The sequence below is a fragment of the Candidatus Arsenophonus phytopathogenicus genome (genome assembly GCF_056113345.1).
Window position 1 is genome coordinate 112,514 of record NZ_JBUIOB010000017.1, and the last position, 25,498, is coordinate 138,011.

The 25,498-nt window shown below is 39.6% G+C and carries 21 protein-coding genes and 5 pseudogenes; 4 read left to right on the forward strand and 22 right to left on the reverse strand.

Features of this window, described 5'->3' with window-relative positions; all coding sequences use genetic code 11:
• Window positions 1-48: 48 nt before the first annotated feature.
• The 16 genes and pseudogenes from rpoB to fkpA form a co-directional block, all read right to left on the reverse strand.
• Window positions 49-4,077 (reverse strand): DNA-directed RNA polymerase subunit beta, encoded by a 4,029-nt coding sequence (rpoB, locus tag AC01GB_RS03845; RefSeq protein WP_474450567.1) that lies wholly within the window; start codon window positions 4,075-4,077, stop codon window positions 49-51.
• A gap of 344 nt (window positions 4,078-4,421) precedes the next feature.
• Window positions 4,422-4,793, reverse strand: a complete 372-nt coding sequence (rplL, locus tag AC01GB_RS03850) for a 50S ribosomal protein L7/L12 (protein WP_474450568.1) — start codon at window positions 4,791-4,793, stop codon at window positions 4,422-4,424.
• Window positions 4,794-4,854: 61 nt separating this feature from the next.
• Window positions 4,855-5,352 (reverse strand): 50S ribosomal protein L10, encoded by a 498-nt coding sequence (gene rplJ / locus AC01GB_RS03855; RefSeq protein ID WP_474450571.1) that lies wholly within the window; start codon window positions 5,350-5,352, stop codon window positions 4,855-4,857.
• Between the two features lie 305 nt (window positions 5,353-5,657).
• Window positions 5,658-6,359, reverse strand: a complete 702-nt coding sequence (gene rplA, locus AC01GB_RS03860; protein ID WP_474450573.1) for a 50S ribosomal protein L1 — start codon at window positions 6,357-6,359, stop codon at window positions 5,658-5,660.
• A gap of 3 nt (window positions 6,360-6,362) precedes the next feature.
• Complete coding sequence (rplK, locus tag AC01GB_RS03865) at window positions 6,363-6,791, reverse strand: 50S ribosomal protein L11 (protein WP_474450576.1); 429 nt, start codon at window positions 6,789-6,791, stop codon at window positions 6,363-6,365.
• A gap of 143 nt (window positions 6,792-6,934) precedes the next feature.
• Window positions 6,935-7,480, reverse strand: a complete 546-nt coding sequence (nusG, locus tag AC01GB_RS03870) for a transcription termination/antitermination protein NusG (protein ID WP_474450579.1) — start codon at window positions 7,478-7,480, stop codon at window positions 6,935-6,937.
• A 1-nt stretch (window position 7,481) separates the two neighbouring features.
• Window positions 7,482-7,865 (reverse strand): preprotein translocase subunit SecE, encoded by a 384-nt coding sequence (gene secE / locus AC01GB_RS03875; protein WP_474450581.1) that lies wholly within the window; start codon window positions 7,863-7,865, stop codon window positions 7,482-7,484.
• A 280-nt stretch (window positions 7,866-8,145) separates the two neighbouring features.
• Window positions 8,146-9,330 (reverse strand): elongation factor Tu, encoded by a 1,185-nt coding sequence (gene tuf / locus AC01GB_RS03880; protein ID WP_474450583.1) that lies wholly within the window; start codon window positions 9,328-9,330, stop codon window positions 8,146-8,148.
• A gap of 71 nt (window positions 9,331-9,401) precedes the next feature.
• Window positions 9,402-11,514, reverse strand: a pseudogene (gene fusA, locus AC01GB_RS03885) (elongation factor G).
• Between the two features lie 76 nt (window positions 11,515-11,590).
• Window positions 11,591-12,061 carry a 30S ribosomal protein S7 gene (gene rpsG, locus AC01GB_RS03890; RefSeq protein WP_026822991.1) on the reverse strand — a complete coding sequence of 157 codons (471 nt, stop codon included), beginning with the start codon at window positions 12,059-12,061 and terminating at the stop codon, window positions 11,591-11,593.
• Between the two features lie 99 nt (window positions 12,062-12,160).
• Window positions 12,161-12,535, reverse strand: a complete 375-nt coding sequence (gene rpsL / locus AC01GB_RS03895) for a 30S ribosomal protein S12 (protein ID WP_119711948.1) — start codon at window positions 12,533-12,535, stop codon at window positions 12,161-12,163.
• A 130-nt stretch (window positions 12,536-12,665) separates the two neighbouring features.
• Window positions 12,666-12,971 (reverse strand): sulfurtransferase complex subunit TusB, encoded by a 306-nt coding sequence (gene tusB / locus AC01GB_RS03900; RefSeq protein ID WP_310510197.1) that lies wholly within the window; start codon window positions 12,969-12,971, stop codon window positions 12,666-12,668.
• 17 nt (window positions 12,972-12,988) lie between these two features.
• Window positions 12,989-13,348, reverse strand: coding sequence for a sulfurtransferase complex subunit TusC (gene tusC, locus AC01GB_RS03905; protein ID WP_474450585.1), 360 nt, complete (start codon window positions 13,346-13,348; stop codon window positions 12,989-12,991).
• Window positions 13,349-13,355: 7 nt separating this feature from the next.
• Entirely contained in the window at window positions 13,356-13,769 is a 414-nt protein-coding gene (gene tusD, locus AC01GB_RS03910) for a sulfurtransferase complex subunit TusD (RefSeq protein ID WP_474450587.1), read from the reverse strand.
• Window positions 13,770-13,773: 4 nt separating this feature from the next.
• The gene (locus tag AC01GB_RS03915; RefSeq protein WP_032116377.1) at window positions 13,774-14,478 is read right to left on the reverse strand and encodes a helix-turn-helix transcriptional regulator; all 705 of its coding nucleotides are present in this window, start codon (window positions 14,476-14,478) and stop codon (window positions 13,774-13,776) included.
• A 456-nt stretch (window positions 14,479-14,934) separates the two neighbouring features.
• Window positions 14,935-15,672: an FKBP-type peptidyl-prolyl cis-trans isomerase gene (gene fkpA, locus AC01GB_RS03920; RefSeq protein WP_474450589.1), complete on the reverse strand. Its 738-nt coding sequence runs from the start codon at window positions 15,670-15,672 to the stop codon at window positions 14,935-14,937.
• 226 nt (window positions 15,673-15,898) lie between these two features.
• On the opposite strand from fkpA, the pseudogene AC01GB_RS03925 reads away from it, so the two are divergent.
• Window positions 15,899-16,121 (forward strand): annotated as a pseudogene (locus AC01GB_RS03925) (SlyX family protein).
• 70 nt (window positions 16,122-16,191) lie between these two features.
• On the opposite strand, the gene slyD reads toward AC01GB_RS03925, so the two are convergent.
• The 4 genes from slyD to kefG form a co-directional block, all read right to left on the reverse strand.
• On the reverse strand, window positions 16,192-16,734 hold the full coding sequence (gene slyD / locus AC01GB_RS03930) for a peptidylprolyl isomerase (protein WP_474450591.1): 543 nt from the start codon (window positions 16,732-16,734) through the stop codon (window positions 16,192-16,194).
• 90 nt (window positions 16,735-16,824) lie between these two features.
• Entirely contained in the window at window positions 16,825-17,028 is a 204-nt protein-coding gene (locus AC01GB_RS03935; protein WP_474450593.1) for a YheV family putative zinc ribbon protein, read from the reverse strand.
• Window positions 17,029-17,054: 26 nt separating this feature from the next.
• Window positions 17,055-18,854 (reverse strand): glutathione-regulated potassium-efflux system protein KefB, encoded by a 1,800-nt coding sequence (gene kefB / locus AC01GB_RS03940; RefSeq protein WP_474450595.1) that lies wholly within the window; start codon window positions 18,852-18,854, stop codon window positions 17,055-17,057.
• 2 nt (window positions 18,855-18,856) lie between these two features.
• A complete protein-coding gene (gene kefG / locus AC01GB_RS03945; protein WP_474450597.1) occupies window positions 18,857-19,405 on the reverse strand; it encodes a glutathione-regulated potassium-efflux system ancillary protein KefG in 549 nt (182 codons plus the stop codon).
• 140 nt (window positions 19,406-19,545) lie between these two features.
• On the opposite strand from kefG, the pseudogene AC01GB_RS03950 reads away from it, so the two are divergent.
• Window positions 19,546-21,472, forward strand: a pseudogene (locus tag AC01GB_RS03950) (ABC transporter ATP-binding protein).
• 94 nt (window positions 21,473-21,566) lie between these two features.
• Here the strand turns inward: AC01GB_RS03950 and AC01GB_RS03955 are convergent.
• Window positions 21,567-22,442 (reverse strand): annotated as a pseudogene (locus tag AC01GB_RS03955) (SIS domain-containing protein).
• A 58-nt stretch (window positions 22,443-22,500) separates the two neighbouring features.
• Between AC01GB_RS03955 and murQ the strand changes: the two are divergent.
• A pseudogene (murQ, locus tag AC01GB_RS03960) lies at window positions 22,501-23,404 on the forward strand (N-acetylmuramic acid 6-phosphate etherase).
• 21 nt (window positions 23,405-23,425) lie between these two features.
• Complete coding sequence (gene murP, locus AC01GB_RS03965) at window positions 23,426-24,889, forward strand: PTS N-acetylmuramic acid transporter subunit IIBC (protein WP_474450599.1); 1,464 nt, start codon at window positions 23,426-23,428, stop codon at window positions 24,887-24,889.
• Here murP and AC01GB_RS03970 read toward each other — a convergent pair.
• A complete protein-coding gene (locus AC01GB_RS03970; protein WP_474450601.1) occupies window positions 24,886-25,485 on the reverse strand; it encodes a LysE family translocator in 600 nt (199 codons plus the stop codon). The genes murP and AC01GB_RS03970 overlap by 4 nt on opposite strands.
• Window positions 25,486-25,498: the final 13 nt, after the last annotated feature.

A 25,498-nucleotide genomic window follows, 5' to 3' on the forward strand; every position in this document is an offset into this window, starting at 1 on the left:
TAACAACTTGTAAAGCTTAGTCGCGACTAAGCTTTACAACATCACTTATTACTCGTCTTCCAGTTCGATGTTAATACCCAGCGAACGGATCTCTTTCAATAATACATTGAAAGACTCCGGCATCCCTGGATCCATCTGATGGTTGCCGTCTACGATGTTTTTATATATCTTAGTACGTCCGTTCATATCATCGGATTTAACGGTAAGCATTTCTTGCAAGGTGTAAGCGGCGCCATATGCTTCCAGAGCCCAAACTTCCATCTCACCAAAACGCTGACCACCAAACTGTGCTTTACCACCCAACGGTTGTTGAGTAACCAGACTATAGGAGCCTGTTGAACGTGCATGCATTTTATCATCAACAAGATGATTCAGTTTTAGCATATACATATAGCCAACTGTCACCTGACGTTCAAATTTCTCGCCTGTACGACCATCATACAATGTAATCTGACCGGAAGTCGGCAACTCAGCTAAAGTCAATAGTTCTTTGATTTCCTTTTCTTTTGCACCATCAAAGACCGGTGTCGCAATTGGCATACCTTTCTTCAAATTATGTGCTAACCGCAGAACTTGTTCATCAGAAAAGGTACTGAGATCAACTTTTTGACGAGGATCATCTCCTAAGTCATAAGCTTTCTGAATAAATTCTCTCAATTTGGCTACTTCACGCTGTTGTTTCAGCATGGCATTGATTTTATCACCAATACCTTTAGCAGCCATCCCCAAATGGGTTTCCAGAATTTGACCAATATTCATACGTGATGGTACGCCCAGTGGGTTCAAAACGATATCAACAGGGTTACCACTTTCATCGTAAGGCATGTCTTCAACAGGGTTTATTTTTGAAATAACACCTTTGTTACCATGCCGGCCGGCCATTTTATCGCCCGGTTGGATTTGGCGTTTTACTGCCAAATAAACTTTAACGATTTTCAATACGCCTGGCGCTAAATCATCACCTTGAGTGATCTTACGACGTTTAGCCTCTAGCTTCTTCTCAAATTCAGCTTTCAGCTCATCATACTGCTCAGCTAATTGCTCTAGCTGATTTTGTTTTTCTTCATCCTTTAAGGATAATTCTAACCAACGTTCACGCGGTAATTTATCTAGTTTTTCACCTTCAATACCGCCATTAGTTAGTACTGCTCGGATACGGGCAAATAGACCTGCTTCAAAGATACGCAACTCTTCAGTTAAGTCTTTCTTCGCATCACGAAGCTGCATTTCTTCAATTTCTAACGCACGTTTATCTTTCTCTACGCCATCACGGGTAAATACTTGTACATCAATAACCGTTCCTGATACCCCATTTGGTACCCGCAGTGAAGAATCTTTAACATCAGAAGCTTTTTCACCAAAAATGGCGCGCAACAATTTCTCTTCTGGCGTTAATTGCGTTTCACCTTTCGGTGTTACCTTACCAACCAGAATGTCGCCGCCCGTTACTTCAGCACCGATATAAACAATACCTGATTCATCCAATTTGGATAATGCAGCTTCGCCTACGTTAGGAATATCTGCCGTAATCTCTTCTGGCCCTAACTTAGTATCACGCGATACACAAGCTAATTCCTGAATATGAATGGTGGTAAAACGATCTTCCTGTACCACTCGTTCAGATACCAAAATAGAATCTTCAAAGTTGTAACCATTCCAGGGCATGAACGCCACGCGCATATTTTGACCAAGCGCCAATTCACCTAAATCAGTCGATGGTCCATCAGCCAAAACATCACCGCGTTCAATCGTTTCACCGAGCGAAACACATGGCATTTGATTAATACAAGTGTTCTGATTAGAACGCGTATATTTAGTCAGATTATAGATATCAATGCCGGCCTCACCAGGATACATTTCATCTTCATTAACTTTGATAACAATACGTGAAGCGTCAACATACTGAACGGTACCACCACGTTTAGCTACCGCTGTTACCCCAGAGTCAACAGCAACGGCACGCTCCATACCCGTTCCAACCAATGGTTTATCTGAGCATAACGTCGGTACCGCCTGACGTTGCATGTTCGCACCCATCAATGCACGGTTTGCGTCATCATGCTCAAGGAATGGAATTAATGAAGCACCAACAGAAACAACCTGCTGGGTTGAAACGTCCATATATTCCACTTGATCTTGGCTGAATAAACTGGATTCACCTTTATTACGGCAAGTGATTAATTCTTCAACAAACCGACCATCATCATCTAAAACAGTATTCGCCTGAGCAATGATGTAGTTACCTTCTTCAATCGCTGACAAATAATGAATTTCATCAGTAACGATACCATCTCGTACCAAACGATAAGGTGTTTCCAAAAAACCATACTCATTGGTTTGTGCATAGACAGACAATGAGTTAATCAAACCGATATTCGGTCCTTCAGGTGTTTCAATTGGACATACACGTCCGTAGTGCGTTGGATGTACGTCACGAACTTCAAAGCCAGCTCGTTCACGTGTTAATCCACCTGGCCCTAATGCTGAAATACGACGTTTATGTGTGATTTCAGACAGTGGGTTATTCTGATCCATAAACTGCGATAATTGGCTAGAACCAAAAAACTCTTTAACCGCAGCAGAAATCGGCTTCGCGTTAATCATGTCCTGAGGCATTAATGCATCTAAATCACCTAATGATAAACGCTCTTTAACCGCACGCTCAACTCGCACTAAACCAACTCGGAACTGATTTTCAGCCATTTCGCCAACCGAACGAATACGACGGTTACCTAAATGGTCAATATCATCAACTTCACCTTTACCGTTGCGAATACCAATGAGTTTTTTCATCACATCAATGATATCTTGTTTACTTAAGATGCTTGAGCCTTCAATTGCTTCACGATCTAGTGAGCGATTAAATTTCATGCGCCCTACAGCGGAAAGATCATAACGTTCTTCAGAAAAGAATAAGTTCTCGAACAGATTTTCTGCCGCTTCGCGAGTAGGTGGCTCGCCTGGACGCATCATACGGTAAATTTCAACTAATGCACTTAAACGATCATTTGTTGGATCAGTACGCAATGTTTCTGAAATATATGCACCATGATCTAAGTCATTAGTAAATAAGGTCCCAATGGTTTTATGACCGCCTTGACTTAGACGTGCCAACATATCCAGAGAAAGCTCTGTATTAGCTATACAGATTAATTCGCCGGTACTTTCATCAATGTAATCTTTAGCTACCACTTTACCGGCAATATACTCAACAGGTACTTCAATACTGCTGATTTGGTCTTTTTCTAGCTGACGAATGTGACGTGCAGTAATACGGCGGCCCTTTTCAATATAGACTTTACCGTTGGCTTCAATATCAAAAGAAGCCGTTTCACCACGCAAACGTTCAGGTATTAACGTCATCAACAGTTTATTATCACTGATTTGAAAAATCGTTTTCTCAAAAAAGAGATTGAGGATTTCTTCGGTACCATAATCCATCGCACGTAGAATAATGGTCGCCGGTAATTTACGACGGCGATCAATACGAACGAAAAGATTATCTTTAGGATCAAATTCAAAATCTAACCATGAACCACGGTAAGGAATAATGCGTGCATTATATAATACCTTACCTGAAGAATGGGTTTTACCTTTATCACTATCAAAAAATACACCAGGGCTACGATGTAATTGAGAGACAATAACACGCTCTGTACCATTGATAATAAAAGTACCATTATCCGTCATGAGTGGGATTTCACCCATGTAAACTTCTTGCTCTTTTATATCCTTTACTGTGCCTTCTGGTGCTTCACGCTCGTAAATAACAAGGCGTAGTTTAACCCGTAAGGGAGCAGAATAAGTGACACCACGGATCTGACATTCTTTAACATCAAATACAGGTTCACCAAGACGATAGCTAACATATTGCAATTCAGCATTGCCACTGTAGCTTTGAATTGGAAATACAGAACGGAATGCTGCTTCCAGCCCATTCTTACCTTCTAAATCTTGCACGATAAATTTAGCGAACGAGTCAAGTTGGATAGATAAAAGATAAGGAACATCCAAAACTTGCGGACGTTTGCCAAAATCCTTACGAATACGTTTTTTCTCGGTATAGGAGTAAACCATAGGGTTCCTCAGCTTGCTGATCAGTGGCCCACTCTGTCCGTCCTAAAGGACAGCATCTGCAACACTATTTTTAGGAACGGAAACAGATTATTTTCCATAATACTTATTGCTATTACCCTTAAATCATTTCATTGCATTGTATAACTACCAAGCTTTAATTGTCAGAGTCATAAACGCAGTATATTAAGTTGTCAATAGCAAAAAGCATTGAAAGGATCACTCAGTAACTAAACAGTGTGAAATATTACTGATACCCTAATACACTTTATATCGCAAAAAGGCTGGTGACTAAAAAATCACCAGCCGTCAGCCTATAAAATTAGGCTGCCAACTTAAAGCAAAGCTTATTTAACTTCAACAGAAGCACCCACGTCTTCCAGCGATTTCTTCAATGTTTCAGATTCGTCTTTGCTTACTGCTTCTTTAATTGTTGCTGGCGCTGATTCTACCATTTCTTTGGCTTCTTTTAGTCCTAAGCCAGTTGCTGTACGAACAGCTTTAATAACCGCAACTTTGTTAGCACCAATAGCAGACAAGATAACATCAAATTCAGTTTTTTCTTCAACTGCTTCAGCTGCACCAGGTGCAGCAACCGCGACTGCTGCCGCAGCAGAAACGCCAAACTTCTCTTCCATCATAGTGATCAGTGCAACAACGTCCATTATAGACATCTCTGCAACTGCATCAAGAATTTGTTCTTTAGTTATTACAGACATAACAAGGGTTCCTAAAATTCAGAAATATTTTATACGTTAAAAAGCAACAACGGAAATAGCTTTAAGCAGCTTCTTTCTGATCGCGTAGTGCCGCCAGAGTTCGAACCAATTTACCTGCAGAGGCTTCTTTCATGGTTGACATCAGAAGCGCAATTGCTTCTTCGTAAGTTGGAAGAGTTGCCAAACGATCGATTTGATTCGCTGGCATAAACTCTCCTTCAAAGGCTGCGGCTTTAATCTCGAATGCTGGATTCGCTTTCGCGAATTCTTTAAACAAACGAGCTGCTGCGCCCGGATGTTCATTAGAAAAAGCAATCAAGGTTGGACCAATAAACGCTTCTTTAAGGCACTCATAAGCAGTACCTTCAACAACACGGCGCATCAACGTATTACGAACAACACGCAGATAAACACCAGCTTCGCGACCTGCTTTACGCAGTTCAGTCATTTTATCTACAGCTACACCACGAGAATCCGCGACAACTGCAGACAGCGCACCTTTGGCTACTTCGCTGACTTCAGCAACAATCGCTTGTTTGTCTTGAAGATTTAGTGCCATTAGCTTCTTGCTCCTGGATTAACCGGGTTACCCCGGGACTCACATCACTCAAAACATCCCATATGTTTGAGCGTTAAATACGGTGAGCAGAATCCAGAAATTAATCTTAGTGGCTCTGTCACCGTCTACGTAGGATATTAAGTAATCACTTACACCTACGGTCTTGGACGGGGCCTGGATAAGGCCAGGCACCAACCTAAATTCAGCGTTTGCTATTTTCTGTTTAAAATAGAAATAGCAAACATAAGGCGCCAAATTCTATACAAATTTAACACAAAAGTAAAGCTAAAAATGATACTCAAAAATTATGCTGGCGCAGATAATCCTGCTTGATCAACAGCAATTCCTGCTCCCATCGTGGTAGATAGGCTAATTTTCTTAATATAAACACCTTTAGCAGAAGAGGGTTTTGCTTTTTTCAACGCAACCAATAGTGCTTCAAGGTTTTCTTTTAATTTACTATCGTCAAAATCAACTTTACCAATAGTGGTATGAATGATACCGTTTTTATCATTACGATAACAGATCTGACCCGCTTTGGCATTTTGAACCGCTTCAGCGATATTAGGCGTTACTGTACCAACTTTAGGATTTGGCATTAAGCCACGAGGTCCTAAAATCTGACCTAACTGGCCAACAATGCGCATTGCATCTGGCGAAGCAATAACAACATCAAAGTCCATTTCACCCTTTTTAATTTTATCAGCCAGTTCTTCCATACCAACTAATTCAGCTCCAGCAGCTGTTGCCGCTTCAGCATTCGCTCCTTGAGTAAATACCGCAACACGAACAGAACGACCGGTACCATGCGGCAAAACAGTTGCCCCACGAACATTTTGATCAGATTTACGTGCATCAATACCAAGATTAACTGCAACGTCAACGCTTTCTACAAATTTAGCCGTCGCTAATTCTTTCAAGAGTGTAATTGCTTCAGTAATATCATATTGTTTAGTTGCATCAATCTTTTCACGGATATTGCGCATACGCTTGGTTAGTTTAGCCATTGATTAACCCTCCACCACCAAGCCCATGGAACGAGCAGTACCTTCAATTGAACGCATCATCGCTTCAATATCAGCCCCTGTCATATCCGCAGCTTTAGTTTCAGCAATTTCACGAATTTGTGCGCTGGTTACTTTACCAACTTTCTCTTTATTTGGTGTACCTGAACCTGATTTAACACCCGCTGCTTTTTTCAGTAATACCTCGGCAGGTGGTGTCTTGGTTATAAATGTAAATGAACGGTCTGAATAGACAGTAATTACAACTGGAATTGGCAAGCCTTTTTCTAAGCTATCTGTCTTAGCATTAAACGCTTTACAAAATTCGATGATATTCACACCTTGCTGACCCAAAGCTGGACCAACAGGAGGACTAGGATTAGCCATGCCTGCTGCAACTTGCAGCTTAACATAGGCTTGTACTTTCTTAGCCATGCATATTTCCTCTAATTGGGTAATGTCGCTTCAATTATGAAGCTCCCCTGTGTATATAATGACCTGTGCAATTTTCAGACCATAAAAAATAAAAGCGCGAAATTGTAGCTAAATTTCCCACCTTTAGCAAGTTGTCAAGTGTATTACACTTTTTCTACTTGACTAAAATCTAATTCTACCGGTGTTGCGCGACCGAAAATAGAAACCGATACTTTAAGACGGCTCTTTTCATAATCAACTTCTTCAACCACACCGTTGAAATCTGCAAATGGACCATCACTAACACGAACCATTTCTCCTGGCTCAAACAGTGTTTTGGGTTGCGGCTTATCCCCTACTTGCTGCAAGCGATTCATAATCGCATCAACTTCTTTATCGCTAATAGGAGCTGGGCGATCTGGTGTACCACCAATAAAACCCATAACACGTGGTACACTGCGCACTAAATGCCAGCTAGCATCATCCATAGTCATTTGAACTAAAACATATCCTGGAAAGAATTTTCGTTCACTTTTACGACGTTGGCCACTTCGAATTTCCATAACTTCTTCAGTTGGCACCATCACTTCACCAAACTTATCTTCCATATCATGCAACTTGATATGTTCACGCAATGACTGGGCAACTCTAGCTTCAAAACCAGAAAATGCTTGAATAACATACCAGCGTTTTTTAGGGGATTCAGACATCTTAGAACCTCAGGCCTGTAATAAATGAAACTAAACGCACCAGTATACCATCTAATCCCCAAAGAATTAGTGCCATAACGGCAGTAACTGCCGCAACAATTAATGTTGTCTGTAATGTTTCCTGGCGCGTTGGCCAAATGACTTTACGCATTTCAATACGAGCTTCGCGAGCAAATGCTAAAGTTGCTTTTCCTTTTGCTGTCCACAATGCAATGCCACCAGCAAGCGCGGCAATAGCAACAACTGCTATGACACGTAATGCAAGATTGTATTGTCGGAAATAATAATTACCAACAATAGCAATAACTAAAAGAATCGCGACTAATACCCATTTTACTACATCAAAACTACGTCCGCTTTCTTTAGCATCGCTATTCACACTCATAAATCAACCCGTTACTATGATATAATAAAAAGTCAATTTGCCTCGTAAAACAATTCAAATTTGACCGAAATAAAACATACCACTATTGTATCTCACTTTACGCCATAAACCAGTATGACATTCAACCATTGAGAGACATCCAATAATTCCTTAATCAGAGCCTATCTCACCAATAATTAAACTACCATATAAACTATTGATGAGATAGGTTCTTAAATTATCCAAGCTAGTATAAAAAAGGCACCAGATGATGCCCTTTTCACAATTATTGCTCTAAAGATTAAGCAATAATTTTAGCAACGACACCGGCACCGACTGTACGGCCACCTTCACGAATCGCAAAACGCAATCCTTCATCCATCGCGATTGGCGCTATCAACGTCACTTTCATGTTGATATTATCACCTGGCATTACCATCTCTACGCCTTCTGGCAACTCGATTGTGCCCGTTACATCCGTCGTTCTAAAATAAAACTGTGGACGGTAACCTTTAAAGAATGGCGTGTGGCGACCGCCCTCATCTTTGCTCAAAATATATACTTCTGATTCAAATTGAGTATGCGGATTGATTGAACCTGGTTTTGCTAATACTTGACCACGCTCTACATCTTCACGCTTGGTACCACGTAATAATACACCTACGTTCTCACCTGCACGACCTTCGTCCAGCAGTTTGCGGAACATTTCTACGCCCGTACACGTCGTTTTGGCCGTCTCTTTAATTCCAACGATTTCAACTTCTTCACCAACCTTAACTACACCACGCTCTACACGGCCTGTTACTACGGTTCCACGGCCTGAGATTGAAAATACGTCTTCGATTGGCAACAAGAACGGTTTATCTATCGCACGTTCTGGCGCTGGAATGTAGTCATCTAATACTTTCGCTAACTCTAGAATTTTCTCTTCCCACTCAGCAACGCCTTCCAGCGCCTTCAACGCTGAACCTTTGATTACCGGCGTGTCGTCTCCTGGGAAATCATACTGAGAAAGAAGCTCACGCACTTCCATTTCAACCAGTTCCAGCAACTCTTCATCATCAACCATATCACACTTGTTCAGGAAAACGATGATGTAAGGAACACCTACCTGGCGACCTAATAGGATATGTTCACGTGTTTGTGGCATTGGACCATCGGTTGCCGCAACCACTAAAATTGCGCCGTCCATTTGTGCCGCACCGGTGATCATGTTTTTTACATAATCTGCGTGGCCTGGACAATCAACGTGGGCATAATGGCGGATTGGCGTATCATATTCTACGTGAGAGGTAGAAATTGTGATACCGCGCGCTTTTTCTTCCGGTGCATTATCAATTTGATCAAATGCACGTGCACTACCGCCATAAGTTTTCGCTAATACGGTGGTGATTGCTGCAGTTAAAGTTGTTTTACCATGGTCAACGTGGCCGATTGTACCAACGTTAACGTGCGGGTTTTTACGTTCAAATTTTTCTTTAGACACGACTCTATTCCTTATAGAGTTCTCTCAAACAATAGGAGAGAACCAGATTAAATAGTTAAACCGAAAGCCAATTACTTAGCTTTACGAGCTTCAATAATTGCTTGAGCAACATTGGTTGGTGCTTCATTGTACTTCAAAAATTCCATTGAGTAAGAAGCACGACCTTGAGTTTGTGAACGCAGATCTGTGGCATAACCAAACATTTCTGATAATGGTGCTTGAGCACGAACTGTCTTACCAGTTGCTGTATCTTCCATACCTTCAATCATACCACGACGACGGTTCAGGTCACCAATTACGTCACCCATATAAGTCTTCAGGCGTTTCAACTTCAACTTTCATGATTGGCTCCAGTAAAACTGGACCTGCTTTCATGAAACCTTCTTTGAAAGCCATAGAACCTGCAATTTTGAATGCCATTTCCGAGGAATCAACCTCATGATAGGAACCATCATACAATGCCACTTTGACATCAACAATGGGGTAGCCCGCCAGAACACCATTTTTCATCTGTTCTTGAACGCCTTTATCCACCGCAGGTATGTACTCTTTAGGTACAACGCCACCAACGATTTCGTTGTGGAATTCATAACCAATTTCATGGCCTGCTTCCAAAGGTTCAACGCGTATCCATACATGACCAAATTGACCACGACCACCAGACTGACGAACAAACTTACCTTCCTGCTCAACAGGCTTACGAATAGTCTCACGGTATGCTACTTGTGGTTTACCAACGTTCGCTTCAACTTTAAATTCACGACGCATACGGTCAACCAATACTTCCAGATGCAACTCACCCATACCAGCAATAATTGTCTGACCAGATTCTTCATCTGTTGACACGCGGAAGGATGGATCTTCTTGAGCCAAACGACCTAAAGCAATACCCATTTTTTCTTGGTCGGCTTTAGTTTTAGGTTCAATAGCAACCGAGATAACAGGCTGTGGAAATTCCATACGCTCCAAAATAATCGGCGCATCCATAGCACATAGCGTATCACCGGTAGTCACATCTTTGAGGCCGATAGCGGCAGCAATGTCACCCGCTCGGACTTCTTTAATTTCTTCACGTTTATTAGCATGCATCTGAACGATACGGCCAAAACGCTCTTTTTTATCTTTAACTGGGTTAAGAACGGTATCCCCTGAATTAACTACACCAGAGTAAACCCGGAAGAAAGTCAAATTACCAACAAATGGATCAGTTGCAATTTTGAATGCCAATGCTGAAAAAGGCTCATCATCACTTGCATGGCGTTCTGCTGGTGTATTTTTACCATCGGTTAAAACACCATTAATTGCCGGAATATCAGTCGGTTCGGGTAAATATTCAATAACCGCATCCAACATTGCTTGCACACCTTTATTTTTAAAGGCTGAACCGCACGTAACCAAAATAATTTCATTATTCAATACGCGCTTACGCAATGCTTGTTTGATCTCTTCTTCAGACAGCTCTTCGCCACCAAAATATTTTTCCATCAATTCATCTGATGCTTCAGCCGCAGCTTCAATCAGCTTACCATGCCACTCTTCAGCTTGAGCTTGTAAGTTTGCTGGAATATCTTCATAAACGAAAGTGACGCCTTGATCACTATCATTCCACTGGATTGCTTTCATTTTAACTAAATCGATGACACCAGTGAATGACTCTTCAGCGCCAATAGGTAACTGAAGTGGAACTGGTATTGCTGCCAGACGTGACTCAATCTGTTCAACAACACGCAAGAAATTTGCACCCATACGATCCATTTTATTAACAAATGCGATACGGGGTACTTGATACTTATTTGCCTGACGCCAAACTGTTTCAGATTGTGGTTGAACACCACCAACTGCACAATAAACCATTACCGCACCATCAAGAACACGCATAGAACGTTCTACTTCAATAGTGAAGTCAACGTGTCCTGGGGTGTCAATGATGTTGATACGGTGTTCGTCAAACTGTTTACCCATACCAGACCAGAAAGCAGTAGTTGCAGCTGAAGTGATAGTAATACCACGCTCTTGCTCCTGCTCCATCCAGTCCATCGTTGCTGCGCCATCATGAACTTCACCAATTTTATGGCTCACGCCAGTATAAAATAGGATACGTTCAGTTGTTGTGGTCTTACCAGCATCAATATGGGCACTAATACCAATGTTGCGATAACGCGTAATGGGAGTTTTACGAGCCATTTTTTCCTCTCTCGTGACCGTTCAGTTCGTACAAGGGTAACACCATGCTACCCTTACGAAACATAACTAGCGAATGCTACCAACGATAGTGTGCAAACGCCTTGTTAGCTTCTGCCATACGATGAACATCTTCACGTTTTTTAACAGCAGTGCCTTTATTTTCAGCCGCATCAGATAATTCGTTTGCTAAGCGCAAAGCCATCGATTTATCACCGCGTTTACGAGCAGCTTCAACAATCCAACGCATTGCTAATGCATTACGACGGACAGGACGAACTTCAACAGGAACCTGGTAAGTTGAACCACCAACACGGCGTGATTTAACTTCCACTGTTGGACGAACATTGTCCAGAGCTATTTCAAAGGCTTCTAAATGATCTTTTCCAGCACGTTGAGCCAGGGCCTCAAGCGCACTATATACAATTGCTTCTGCAGTAGATTTTTTACCATCTACCATCAAAATATTAATAAATTTAGCCAATAATTCTGATCCAAACTTTGGATCTGGTAGAATTTTACGTTGACCAATTACACGACGACGTGGCATGGATATACTCCGTTTTTAAATTCAGGGTTGTCCAAAACTCTATGAGTTTATTTTGACATTAAAAAAATTAAATGTTTGGCCTTACTTAACGGAGAACCATTAAGCCTTCGGCCTCTTAGCGCCGTATTTAGAACGACCTTGTTTACGATCTTTTACACCAGAACAGTCCAGTGCACCGCGGACAGTGTGATAACGCACACCTGGTAAGTCTTTAACACGACCACCACGAATCAAGATTACTGAGTGTTCCTGCAAGTTATGGCCTTCACCACCAATGTAAGAAGACACTTCATAACCATTAGTTAAACGAACACGGCATACTTTACGCAATGCTGAGTTAGGTTTTTTAGGGGTAGTAGTATATACGCGAGTACATACACCACGTTTTTGCGGGCAAGCTTCCAGTGCAGGAACGTTGCTTTTCACAACTTTCGAGCTACGTGGTTTGCGAACCAGCTGATTAATTGTTGCCATTAAAAAAGCTCCTGGTTTTTGCTTCGTAAACACGGATATTTTCCTCGCTTATCGCCATGATAAAACACGAGGACGCGAAATTCTATTGCTGACAGAGGCAGGTGTCAAGAAATATACAAAGGATCATCCATTACCAAGCAAAATATTGTGGATGTTTTACCGTTAATTGCACAAAATCAACATAAGATATCTGACGGACATAAGATGACATATATGGCATTAATCCTCTTGCTTCTACATCATTTTGTAAAGCAAAAACTTGAATCCCTTTATCTTTTAATTGCATTAAAAAATTATTATCTTTATTACCCGATGAGATTTTATGTCCCAGCAAAACCCCATCCTGTAATAATAATACCTCATCCTGCTCCGTTAATAAGCTAATGAGTGAATCAAAGTCACTATAATAAGGGGAAGTAGAAATGGTATATAGCATGTTAGTCTTCTGTTTAACTAGAAAGTCAGAATTACATCATAATCTGCTAAGTTACGTCTAAGCCTGTCAGCAGGAATAACTGTTGCCGGTAGGATAAAGCTACTGTCAGCAGAGAATCCCCTTGCTTCAAGATCTTCCTGACAAATATAACAAGCATTAATATCATATAATGGCAGTAATTTATAGGCTGAAATGTAATCACGCGCCAGGAGTTTACTGGGATTTTGTTTGGCCAGTAATTGGCAAACACCATCAGAAATAAAGAAAACACCAATCTTTTCAGTTAATGCAGAAGTGGCGAGCAAAGCATCTAATCCTTCACGACCACTTGAAGTTCCATGAGGTATTTTCATAAATACAAATGCTATTTTTTTCATATTTATCTCAAAATTGAACTGTGCGATCACAGACAAGCACCGCCTCAGCCAAACTACCTAACCCGATCAATACAAAATCTTCATCCAGATTAGCACCGGGTAAGTGACTATTTTTGGCTTCAGTTTCATCAATAATACCCCGTCGCAATGCAGCAGCAACGCAGACATTCAATTGACATCCTGTCTGCTGTGCTAATGTTTTCCATCCTATAAGTAAATTAAATTCATCACTAGCTGGTGAAATTAATTGATTACCATTATAAACACCTTCTTGATAGAAAAAAACGGTTTTTAGTATATGTCCTTCCATAACCAAAGCATTCGCGAATTGCCAAGCATTAGTGGACTGCTGAGTTCCATAAGCAGGCTCTGTCACTAATAGGCAATAAGTCAAAGGCTTATTTAAAGTAAAAGCCCCCATTTATTTACTCACCACTTTTAAACTGCCGTATATAAAGATAAACAGTGTGCTTAGAAATATTCAAACGATCAGCAACCTGATTAATCGCATCTTTAATATCAAAAATCCCTTTTTCATATAAATTGAGCACGACTTGTCTGTTTTTCATATTATTTGGCACATTGCGATCAGCATTAACTTCTTCTATGGTAAATTCCAATGCCTGAGCAACAAGATCATCAACACAAGAGGCAAAATTAACGTTGGAAGCAACCTCATGGTTTTTTTCCGGCACAAATGTTTTGACTATCTCAGAAAATGGCATATCTAAATTCATATTAATACAGAGTAAACCAATAACTCGCCGTTTGGGATTACGGATAGCAATAGTGACTGATTTCATTAAAGCGCCACTTTTTGCGCGCGTAAAATAAGCTTTCGATACACTGGAATCAATATCGGTCATATCATGTAGCATACGTAAAGCTAAATCGGTAATTGGTGAACCAATCTTACGACCTGTATGTTCACCATTAGCTATTCTGACCGCTGAACATTTTAAATCTTCAAGTGAATGAAGAACAATTTCACAATGCCCACCAATTAACATAGCCAAACCGTCAACCATCGATTCATAAGATGTCAAAATCGCGTAATCAACACCATCAAACGGTTGATCATCCAGTAAATCATTATCACAGCTATCATTAGAATATAATAGGTTAGACATTCAGACTCCATCTTCTACATATTGACGAAACTTTATTAAACGATTATGTGAGTAAACACCGATCTTATTATTAATGTGCAATTTATTTAGCAATCATCAATACGCTAAACTTACGGTAAAAGAATCTAAGACGTTAAAACCACAAAGACCGATCGTCAAGGGATCTCGTGTCAGACCTTTGGCCTGCCTCACAGGACATAAACAAAAAAGTAACTTAATCATTAATTTAGACAAAAATCACAAAAAACCTGCTAATAATACTTTCAGCAAATTGAATAATATTAACATTTATAAAAATACTTTAAATTATATTCGATGTATTTATTGATAATGCGCAATTTCTATTACCGCATTTATATTGCCACTCATCATAAATTAATATAAATAAATCTCGACTATCCTTGATATATAAGAAAGTCAAAGGCAAAGTTTAACTCTGCCTCTTTTGCCTCTCAATTATTTCTTAACCGGTTTGATATCTAATAACTCAACATTAAAGATCAAAGTTGAATTTGCTGGAATTGCCGCTGCTGCAGATTTTCCGTAACATAATTCTGGTGGAATAATCAGTTGAATTTTGCCGCCTTTTTTCAATTGTTGCAAACCTTCGGTCCAACCAGGGATCACTGAATCAAGCGCAATTGTTAACGGTTCATTACGCTTATAAGAACTGTCAAATACTGAGCCATCAATTAAACGACCTTCGTAATTTACCACTACAGTATCTTTACCTGTTGGTTTTGCTCCTTGGCCTGGTTTTTCAATTTTATAAATTAATCCACTTTTTGTTTTTACTGCACTTTTCTCTTCTTTAAGATATTTAGCTCGATAATCATCACCCAATTTACCATTCTTTTTACTCTCTTCCTCCATTTTTAGCTGGGCTGCAGTTTGTATTTTTTTTTCAAGTGCTTTTAAGGTTGTTTCTATTTCTTTATCACCAAGTTTACTTTTATTAATAAACGCATCCTGTACGCCAGCTAAAAGCTGTTGCCTATCAAGATTAATACCGATAGATTTTTGCTGCATTAAAGAATTATCCATGTAACGACCCAGCGAAGCCCCTAATGCATAAGCGCTACGCTGATCTTCATTATCAAATTTCTTATTTGCATCAGCAGCGAATACTTGCGAGGTATTTAGCAACATAGACAAAGACGTAACTAAAAGAGTTGTTTTAAATAATGATTTCATTCAATTCTCCAATTATGTTTATTATTCCTAATCAGTCATAGTAAAGTGTGTTAGCTAATCAACTGCGAGATAATACAATAAGTTAAGGGGTTAAATATAGTTAAACCAGGCCAATAAAAAGAAATTACCAGGTAAATCATAATAGAAAAAACTTCTCTAAGGCTTTATCAGTAGGCATTATATCGAATATCCAATCTATGTATTTCACTCCCGACAGGAGGTTCAAGTGGATTTACTTAAAAAATATGAAGAAAGATTAGAAGACTTGGAAAGTAAATTATCTTTTCAAGAGATCAGCCATTGAAGCGCTTAATCAAGTGGTTGTCGAACAACAACTTGAAATTGTTAAATTAAAAGAACATATGCAACTGGTTACTGAACGATTAAAAGCCACACAATCATCACCATTAGCGCCAATTAATGAAGAAACTCCACCACCACACTATTAAGCAATCAAAAAATCAGCGAGCCTATTATTTCTCGCTGATTTATTTCAATCTAGGTGATTATTATGCCAACTTAATGACAACCACAACCACCATGTCCATGAGAACACCCTTTATCACCATTACAGCAACCACCCTCGTGACCATCCTCACTATGAACATGGCCGTGCGCTAATTCTTCTTCAGTAGCTTCCCGGATAGCGATAATTTTAACATTAAACTTTAAATTCTGACCAGCTAACATGTGATTACCATCAACGATAACCTCATCACCTTCAATACCGGTAATTTCTACCGGTACTGAGCCCATATCGGTATCAGCTAAGAAACGCATACCAACTTGTAACTCATCAACACCAACAAAAACATCTTTTGGTACACGTTGAACTAAATTCTCATCATATTGACCATAAGCGTCATCAGCTTGGATCTCAATATCGAAATGTTCACCAACACTGCGTCCTTCGAGTGCCTTTTCTAAACCTGAAATCAAAGAACCACGACCATGCAAATAATCAAGTGGCGCAGTGTCCAACGACTCATCAACTAATACATCATCTTCTTTTCTCACTTTATAAGCCAGGCTCACCACTAAATCTTTCGCTACTTTTTCCATTACATCTCCTACAACGTCGTGGATAAAAAATTTTCCGATTGTACAAAAAAAAAAGTACAGCTGTATTAAAACTTATAAAAAACATTATTTTTATTTCAAAGTAAAAATTTCTATTTGCAAATTTTTATCTTTGATATGACTATCAAATCCATCTACTGTCTGAGATTGCCTATAGTGACACTTTTTACATTCAAGGTAATCAAATGCATTTTTTTGCCAAAGCATCAGCGTATCTTGAGATTGGCACTTAGGACAAACAGCGCCAGCAATGAATCTTTTACGTATTACAGACATTCACTTTCTCGTTAATTAATCTTATGTTAATCCCAACTTTTTGGTTGTCCACGCTCTTGCGTTATTTCTATTTCAAACAATTCTTCAAGCTCTCTACGCGCTTCTTTGATTCGAGTCGCTTGGCCAATCTCACCCTCACCGGCTTTAGGCGAATTTTCTTTAAATATTTTAACATCTAGTCGACGAAAATGCTGTTTTGCTCGATGAGCCTGATGAGGATGTACACCTAGATTTATCAATGTCCTTTCACCCATCTCAAGCGCACTGACAAATGTCTCTCGACAAAAATCGGTCACACCATTTTCTCGTAATTGATGCGCTTCAAAACGTCCTCGTGCTCTTGCTATGATATGAAGATTGGGAAAATTAGCCTGACATAAATGAACTATCCCCATCACTTCTTCCGGATTATCGCTGGTAATAACAATCACGCTGGCTTTCGCCGCTCCGGCCGATCGCAGTAATTGCAAATCTTGCGCATCGCCATAATAAACTTTATAGCCATAGCGTCGCATCGTATAAATTGTACTGACATTTTGTTCTAATACCGTAATACGAATTTTATTGGCCATTAATAAACGACCAACAACTTGGCCAACACGTCCAAACCCTACCAAAATAACTTGTGGATCGGTATCCTCAACAAAAGGTTTTTCAATCGGCTCATTACGCACATTGTACCAATGAGTCAGTAATTTGCTGATTAGCTGCATCGTCGGTGGCGTTGTCATCATAGATAAAGTAACGATAACTAATAACAGCGACATTTGCTCGTTACTCATTACTTTCACATTAATAGCGGTCGAAAAGATAATAAATGCAAATTCACCAGCCTGACTCAATACGCCAGCAAACAGTAGGCGTGAAGAACGACGCACCCGCGCTAGCCAACCTAAAATATAGAGAATAGCAAATTTTAATATTACCAGGATCACAACACCGAAGACTATTTCTAATAAATGTGACCAAAGGATGGCTAAATTAAGCGACATGCCAACAGAAATAAAAAATAAACCGAGTAGCAAACCTTTAAAAGGTTCTATCGTGATCTCCAGCTCATGACGAAATTCAGTATCAGCCAGTAGTACACCCGCCATAAATGTGCCCAACGCCATAGAAAAGCCGAGTTTTTCCATAAAAAAAGCCGCACCTAATACGACAAGCAACGAAGCGGCAGTAAATATTTCATGAATACCGGACTTAGCAACCAGATGAAATAATGGCCGTAATAAATAGCGCCCTCCTACCCATAAACCAACAAAGGCAACCACTTTTAGTCCAATTCGATACCAATCGCTATCAGCCGTTCCACTGGCAAGAAATGGAATAAGTGCCAATATCGGGATCACTGCCATATCTTGAAAAAGTAAGACAGAAAAACCCAATCGCCCACTTTCTGTATTACTCATGTTCCTTTCATGCATAATCTGTAAGGCAATTGCCGTTGATGACATCGCTAAACCTAGCCCACCAACTAGTGCTGCTTGCCAAGAAAAATGAATAATAATCAGTAAACCGGTAAATAGTGCGGCTGTTATGATCACCTGAGCGGTGCCAACAACAAAAATTGAACGCCTTAATGTCCATAATTTAACTGGATTAAGTCCCAGTCCAATTAAAAACATCAAAAAAACCACACCTAATTCAGCGAAATGCATAATTTCATCAACATTTCGGATAAACCCCAGCACAAATGGCCCAATGACAATACCAGTTAATAAATATCCTAATACCGCCCCTAGCCGAATTTTTTGGGCAATAGGTACCATAATGACACCTGCCAGCAGGAATATCATAATAGAACGGAATGAACTAAATTCTTCCATAATTATAAACCTCCATGCTCCATGGGTGATTTTAGCCAATCACGATAGGCTTTTGCACACTCCTGCATGTCTTCAAGCGACTGCCTTCTTGCCATATAAATAATCACCGGTGATAACCATTGCATTTCACACATTAAAGCAATAAGTTCAAAAGGACGTAACAATTCAGTTAACGGAAAACGGTTATAACCACCATATTGATAAGCTTCCTGAGGCTCTCCGGTAGTAATAACCGAACGCCAATATTTGCCTTTAAGTTGTTTACTTTGTTCACAAACAAAATTTCGCGTTAGTACTCTATCAAACCACTCTTTCAAAAGAAATGGACAACTATAGGTATAAAACGGATGCTGAAAAATGATAATTTCATGCTGACAAAGCAACTTCCGTTCATAACTGGCATTAATAAAATAGTCCGGATAAGTGCCATATAAATCATGGATCACAACATTGTCTAAATCCTGAACATATTCAATGAGCATCTTATTCGCCACAGATTCAGTAGGTTCAGGATGTGCATAGATAATGAGAATCTTGGGTGGTAGCGACATAATTAGCTCCTCAAAAGTGTGCCAGAAGCACAATTTTTAGTTAACATACACACCAAAGGCCATTTATATTCTTTAAAATTATAAATGATTTAATATATTATCAAGATACGGTTTATATGATTGTATTTTCATAGCTACAAATGCGCTGTGGTATTCGGGTTTTACTAAATAGTGCGACAGCTTCTATCACACCAGGTAAAAAAGTGAGCTTAATTGGCAAAAATGGCTGTGGAAAATCGACCCTATTTTCGTTAATCAAAGGTGACATGCAACCTGAAGCAGGAAGCATTACTTTTCCAACAACTTGGGCTCTCGCTTGGGTCAATCAAGAAACACCTGCACTAAAAAAATCTGCCATTGAATATGTGATTGATAGCGATCACGAATACCGCAAATTAGAAAAACCACTACAACTAGCAAATGACAAAAATGATGGCCATGCTATTGCATTAATACATGGTCAACTGGATGCTATCAATGCTTGGAGTATTCGTGCTCGTGCTGCTAGTTTATTACATGGTTTAGGTTTTTCACCATTACAAATAGATGAACCTGTCAGCGCCTTTTCGGGCGGATGGCGGATGGCGGATGGCGGATGCGATTAAATCTGGCACAAGCTTTAATTTGTCGTTCTGATCTATTATTTCGATGAACCAACTAACCATTTAGATTTAGACGCGGTTATTTGGTTAGAAAAATAGCTTAAAAAATTATACTGGCACTCTGATCCTGATTTCCCATGATAGAGATTTTCTCGATCCTATCATTGACAAAGTGCTGCATATCGAACAAGAAAATTTATTCGAAGATACCGGTAATTATACTTCCTTTGAGCAACAAAGAGCGACTAAAACTGGCGCAACAACAAGCACTTTACGAAAACCAACAAGAAAAAGTTAACCATTTAAAAAAATATATTGATCGTTTTCGTTATAAAGCAACAAAAGCTAAACAGGCACAGAGCCGGATCAAAATGTTATAGCGTATGGAACTGGTTGCCTCTGCCCACATTGATAACCCATTTCACTTTTCGTTTCGAGCACCAGATTGTTTACCTAATCCCCTGCTTAAAATGGAAAAAGTTAGCCCTGGCTACGGCGATAAAGTCATCTTAAAATCAATTAAACTCAATCTGGTTCCCGGCTCAAGAATTGGTTTACTCGGCCGTAACGGAGCAGGTAAGTCAACCTTAATCAAGTTACTTGCTGGTGACCTATTACCCCAACAGGGGGAAATTTCCTTAGCGAAAGGCATTAAACTCGGTTATTTCGCACAACATCAATTAGATTATCTGCGCATGGATGAGTCGCCATTACAACATCTTTTCCGCCTTGCTACGCAAGAAACTGAACAACATTTGCGCGACTATCTTGGTGGCTTTAGCTTTAAAGGCGACAAAGTAAATGAGCCATGCATGCATTTTTCCGGCGGGGAAAAGCGAGGTTAGTATTAGCCTTGATTGTCTGACAACGACCCAATCTTCTGCTGCTCGATGAGCCAACTAACCATCTAGATTTGGATATGCGACAGGCATTAACAGAAGCATTGATTGTACTTGATGGCGCCTTAATTGTTGTGTCCCATGATCGCCATTTACTGCGCTCAACAACAGATGAATTTTATCGCATTCATCAAGGTCAGGTTGAACCTTTTGCGGGTGATCTGGACGACGATCAAAAATGGTTAACCGAACAGAATAAACAACAGCACCAACAAATTCGTCAGGAACAGTTACAAGATAAAATGCTATCAGCTAACTTAACTGCCCAAGATCGTAAAGAACAAAAACGACGTTAGGCAGAATTCCGCCAACGCACGCAGCCAATTAGAAAACAGTTATCAATGTTAGAACAAAAGATCACAAATCTATCTAATCAATTAGCTCAAATTGAACAAAAACTGGCTGATAGTGATATTTATAGCCACAATCGTAAATCTGAACTCAATAATTACCTAAAACAGCAAACTGAAACAAAATCGACATTAAAGGAAACCGAAACTGAGTGGCTAGCACAGCAAGAAACACTGGAAAATATGATAAAAGAGTTCGAATGTCAGCATAATTAGATTCAAGACAGATTTTTTTAACAATATAATAAAACTTAACTAAGCGAAGCTGGCATTAATGAGGCTACGCTTAGCCTCATCGTGCCGTCAGCCACTATTCATCTAATTTGTTGATCATTAAACGGGCATTTATGATTAATGAACGGGCTTTTACCTCCCGTTTTTGTAATAGCTCCAAGAATAACAAATCGGTCAACGTATTTTGGGCGGCACGAGAAGAAATTGACGAACTTCGCCATTCATTTTCACCAGCAATACTTTCCAATACATAATCAGCTAACTGCACTAATGGTGTCTGTTGTTTATTACCAACAATGGCAATCACTTTCGCTCCCTGCTACTTAGCTATTGCTGCCGCTTCACAAATATTTTTTCGCTTTCCACTAAATGAAATAGCAATCTGAATATCTTTTGCAGTAAGGGTTAGCGCTGTTGTTATTTGAACGTGGTGGTCTAAATCAACAAGAGTAGTAATACCTATTTTTTGCAATTTATAATAGAGATCTTTTGCCACTAATCCTGACCCACCAATGCCAACAATTTGTACTCTTTGGGCATGATTGACCAATGTGGCAACTTTGTTAAAAATCTGATAATTAATTCGCCGAGTTGTTTCGGTAACCGAATCAATTTTTTCTTGCGCCAATTTCTGTGCAATAACCATCAAACTATCGTTACTGGCAATCTGACTATGAATAACTTTATGTTATTGCTCAGTAAGTACTTGCTTACGTCCTAACTCTTCACTAATAGCCTGTTTTGAAGCCGGAAATCCCTTGACCCCAACTTTCTGGCTAAATTTAACAATTGCTGATTGACTGACACCTATTTGTTCCGCTATTTGTTGTGATGAAAGCAGTAATACCGCTTGTGGTTGTTCAAAAATAAAGGTTGCGATTTTCTGCTGATTTAACGCTAACTGAGGTAACAACCATAAAATAAGAATAGATCGCTTTGTGATCAATAACACATATAAAGAATAAATAATTCCTTAATATCTCCCCAAAATGACATATAGGAAACATTCGATGATATTAGATCTTAATAAAATGATAACAGAAAGCCGTAACCCAGCTAGTAACATTATCAACCTTAGAAATGTTGAAAATCATTAACCAGGAAGATAAAAAAGTGCCGATTGCTGTTGAGCAGACACTAACTGAAATTGCGCTTGTTATTGAAAAAGTTGCCTATGCTTTTCAACATAATGGTAGATTGTTTTACAGCGGTGCTGACACTTCAGGCCGTTTAGGCACTTTAGATGCAAGTGAGTGTCCACCAACATATGGCAGCCCTCGTGACATGGTAATCGGCCTAATTGCTGGTGGACACCAAGCAATTCTTCAAGCGGTAGAAAACGCTAAAGATAATCCGCAGTTTGGGGCTGATGATCTTAAAGCTTTTAATTTCAATCAAAAAGATGTTTTAGTTGGTATCGCCGCAAGTGGCCACACACCTTATGTAGTGGGCGCGATGAACTATGCTAAAACGACAGGCGCAACCGTTGCCTGCATTACTTGTAATCCTAACAGTGAAATGGTCAACATAGCAGATATCGCAATAATACCGATTGTCGGCCCTGAAGTAATTACTGGCTCCTCACGAATGAAAGCCGGCACGGCACAAAAATTAGTCCTTAATATGATCACTACAGGTGCTATGATACGGATTGGAAAAGTATACGGTAACCTGATGGTAGATGTAGAAGCAACCAATGCTAAACTTATTGAACGTCAAAAGCATATTGTCATGGCTGCGACAGAGTGTGATCGAACAACAGCAGAACAAGCCCTTATTGCATGTAATAACCATTGTAAAACTGCTATCGTTATGATCCTTATCGGCTTAAATGCCCAACAAGCTAAACAAACACTAGCTGACAATGATGGTTTTATTCGAGCCGCCTTAAAACAGCAAACTGGCTATCAATAATCGTTTTACAGGAAAAGTACCATGGCAAAAATAACTAATGAAATGTTAAGTCAGATACTGGTGGCTATTGGCGGCGCTAAAAATATTATTCAGCACGGCAACTGTATGACACGCTTACGCATAACGTTGCATGACATACAATTAGTTGACAAAAATCGTCTCAAACAAATTCCCGGTGTGTTAGGAATTATCGACAGTGATAAACAACTACAAATTGTATTAGGCCCAGGTAATACTCAAACTGCTAGCGACATGATGAAACAATTATTAGCAGACAGCTCTAAGACAGAAACAATATTACCCACTAATAATGATTTGCAAGAAATTGCCGCCGACAACAAAAAACAATTAAAAACGAAACAAACTAGTGGCGTTCATAAATTTTTATCCACTTTTGCCACTATCTTTACCCCACTCATACCGGGTTTTATTGCCGTTGGTTTATTACTTGGCTTTACAACATTGGTCAAACAAATATACTATCCAGCCGATCTGCCAACTGAGGCAACGCAACAGACTTTTCTTGTTCATTTAATACTTTATATCTCTGTCTTTAGCAAAGGCCTTTATGCTTTTCTAGGGATCTTGATTGGTTACAATACGCAAAAAGTTTTTGGTGGTTCAGGGATTAATGGTGCCATTATTGCGTCACTGTTTATTCTGGGCTACGATCCACACGCCACAACAGGCTTCTTCTCCAATATGAGTGCCTTTTTCAATTACACCATTGATCCTCAAGGTAATATTATTGGTATTCTACTTGCTTGTATTTGTGGTGCCTGGATTGAACGACAAATCAGAAAAATTATTCCCGCCAATTTAGATATGATACTGACTTCAGCAATCACATTGCTAATTGTTGGCGCCATTACTTACACGATTATTATGCCAATAGGTAGCTATTTATTTATTGGTATGTCTTGGCTATTTATTCACTTAAATGGCAATCCATTTGCTACCGCTATATTAGCTGATCTATTTTTGATCGCTGTTGTTTTTGGTGTACATCAAGGTTTTATTCCGGTTTATTTCGCTTTAATGGAAACACAAGGGTTTAATCCTCTTTTCCCGATCCTGGCTATGGCTGGTGGTGGTCAAATTGGTGCAACATTAGCGCTCTATATCAAAGCAGCCAAGAATTCTGGCTTACGTAATCAGATACGGGGGGCAATTATCCCGGGTTTATTAGGTATTGCTGAACCTTTAATCTATGGGGTAACTTTACCGCGCATTAAACCTTTTATAACCGCTTGTCTTGGCGGAGCCGCTGGTGGTTTTTTTATCGGATTAGTTGCCTGGTTGGGTCAACCAATTGGCCTCAACTCGGTTTTCGGCCCATCCGGATTAATTGCTATTCCACTGATGACATCTACAACCGGGATTCTTAGCGGTATACTTATCTATATTGCTGGCTTACTGATTTCCTATTTATTCGGTTTTATTTTTACCTATTTGTTCGCTAGTAAAAATGTCGATTTAAGTTAATGCAACCAAATAAAAGGGATACAAGCGAGTGTAAAAATACTCATTGTAATATTAAAAATAAACCAAGCATTACGCCCACGAAGCAGAATGCCGATTAAAGAACCAAAACCAACCCAGGCAAAACCTCCGATTAAATTGACAATCAACATAACAAAACTTATGATCAAAATCGAGTTAGCGTAGTTATCAGCAACACTATAACTACTAACCGCACCTAAGCCCATTATCCATGCTTTGGGATTCAGGAATTGTAATAAACTCCCTTGATACCATTTAATTGATTTAGCATTGGACTCTGTATTAAGTTGCATATGGTGGGATGTAGCGAGTTTCCAAGCAAGCCATAATAAATATAAAGTCCCAACGATTTTCATTATAATTTGTAGCACCGGCGAAAGCAGTAAAAGAACAGCAAGCCCAGCAGCAGAAATAAATAGAATACTCTGGATACCTAATATTACGCCGAACATTAAAGGTATTGAACGCCGCAAACCATACTGAGCACCTGATGACGTAAATAATAAATTATTTGGCCCAGGAGTAATCGCCACAATGAATAAAAAAGTAAATAACGCAAAAATCAGCCCATAACTCATTTAAGATCCTTTG

Bases quoted from the DNA above. Each gene is read 5' to 3' on its own strand.
- murP (WP_474450599.1), top strand. From the start codon at position 23,426: ATGGCAAAAATAACTAATGAAATGTTAAGTCAGATACTGGTGGCTATT.
- AC01GB_RS03915 (WP_032116377.1), bottom strand. From the start codon at position 14,478: ATGTCTAACCTATTATATTCTAATGATAGCTGTGATAATGATTTACTG.
- rplA (WP_474450573.1), bottom strand. From the start codon at position 6,359: ATGGCTAAACTAACCAAGCGTATGCGCAATATCCGTGAAAAGATTGAT.
- fkpA (WP_474450589.1), bottom strand. From the start codon at position 15,672: ATGAAATCATTATTTAAAACAACTCTTTTAGTTACGTCTTTGTCTATG.
- rpoB (WP_474450567.1), bottom strand. From the start codon at position 4,077: ATGGTTTACTCCTATACCGAGAAAAAACGTATTCGTAAGGATTTTGGC.
- secE (WP_474450581.1), bottom strand. From the start codon at position 7,865: ATGAGTGTGAATAGCGATGCTAAAGAAAGCGGACGTAGTTTTGATGTA.
- nusG (WP_474450579.1), bottom strand. From the start codon at position 7,480: ATGTCTGAATCCCCTAAAAAACGCTGGTATGTTATTCAAGCATTTTCT.
- rpsL (WP_119711948.1), bottom strand. From the start codon at position 12,535: ATGGCAACAATTAATCAGCTGGTTCGCAAACCACGTAGCTCGAAAGTT.
- rplL (WP_474450568.1), bottom strand. From the start codon at position 4,793: ATGTCTGTAATAACTAAAGAACAAATTCTTGATGCAGTTGCAGAGATG.
- rpsG (WP_026822991.1), bottom strand. From the start codon at position 12,061: ATGCCACGTCGTCGTGTAATTGGTCAACGTAAAATTCTACCAGATCCA.
- tusC (WP_474450585.1), bottom strand. From the start codon at position 13,348: ATGAAAAAAATAGCATTTGTATTTATGAAAATACCTCATGGAACTTCA.
- AC01GB_RS03970 (WP_474450601.1), bottom strand. From the start codon at position 25,485: ATGAGTTATGGGCTGATTTTTGCGTTATTTACTTTTTTATTCATTGTG.
- rplK (WP_474450576.1), bottom strand. From the start codon at position 6,791: ATGGCTAAGAAAGTACAAGCCTATGTTAAGCTGCAAGTTGCAGCAGGC.
- kefB (WP_474450595.1), bottom strand. From the start codon at position 18,854: ATGGAAGAATTTAGTTCATTCCGTTCTATTATGATATTCCTGCTGGCA.
- tusB (WP_310510197.1), bottom strand. From the start codon at position 12,971: ATGCTATATACCATTTCTACTTCCCCTTATTATAGTGACTTTGATTCA.
- tusD (WP_474450587.1), bottom strand. From the start codon at position 13,769: ATGGGGGCTTTTACTTTAAATAAGCCTTTGACTTATTGCCTATTAGTG.
- AC01GB_RS03935 (WP_474450593.1), bottom strand. From the start codon at position 17,028: ATGTCTGTAATACGTAAAAGATTCATTGCTGGCGCTGTTTGTCCTAAG.
- kefG (WP_474450597.1), bottom strand. From the start codon at position 19,405: ATGTCGCTACCACCCAAGATTCTCATTATCTATGCACATCCTGAACCT.
- rplJ (WP_474450571.1), bottom strand. From the start codon at position 5,352: ATGGCACTAAATCTTCAAGACAAACAAGCGATTGTTGCTGAAGTCAGC.
- slyD (WP_474450591.1), bottom strand. From the start codon at position 16,734: ATGGAAAAAGTAGCGAAAGATTTAGTGGTGAGCCTGGCTTATAAAGTG.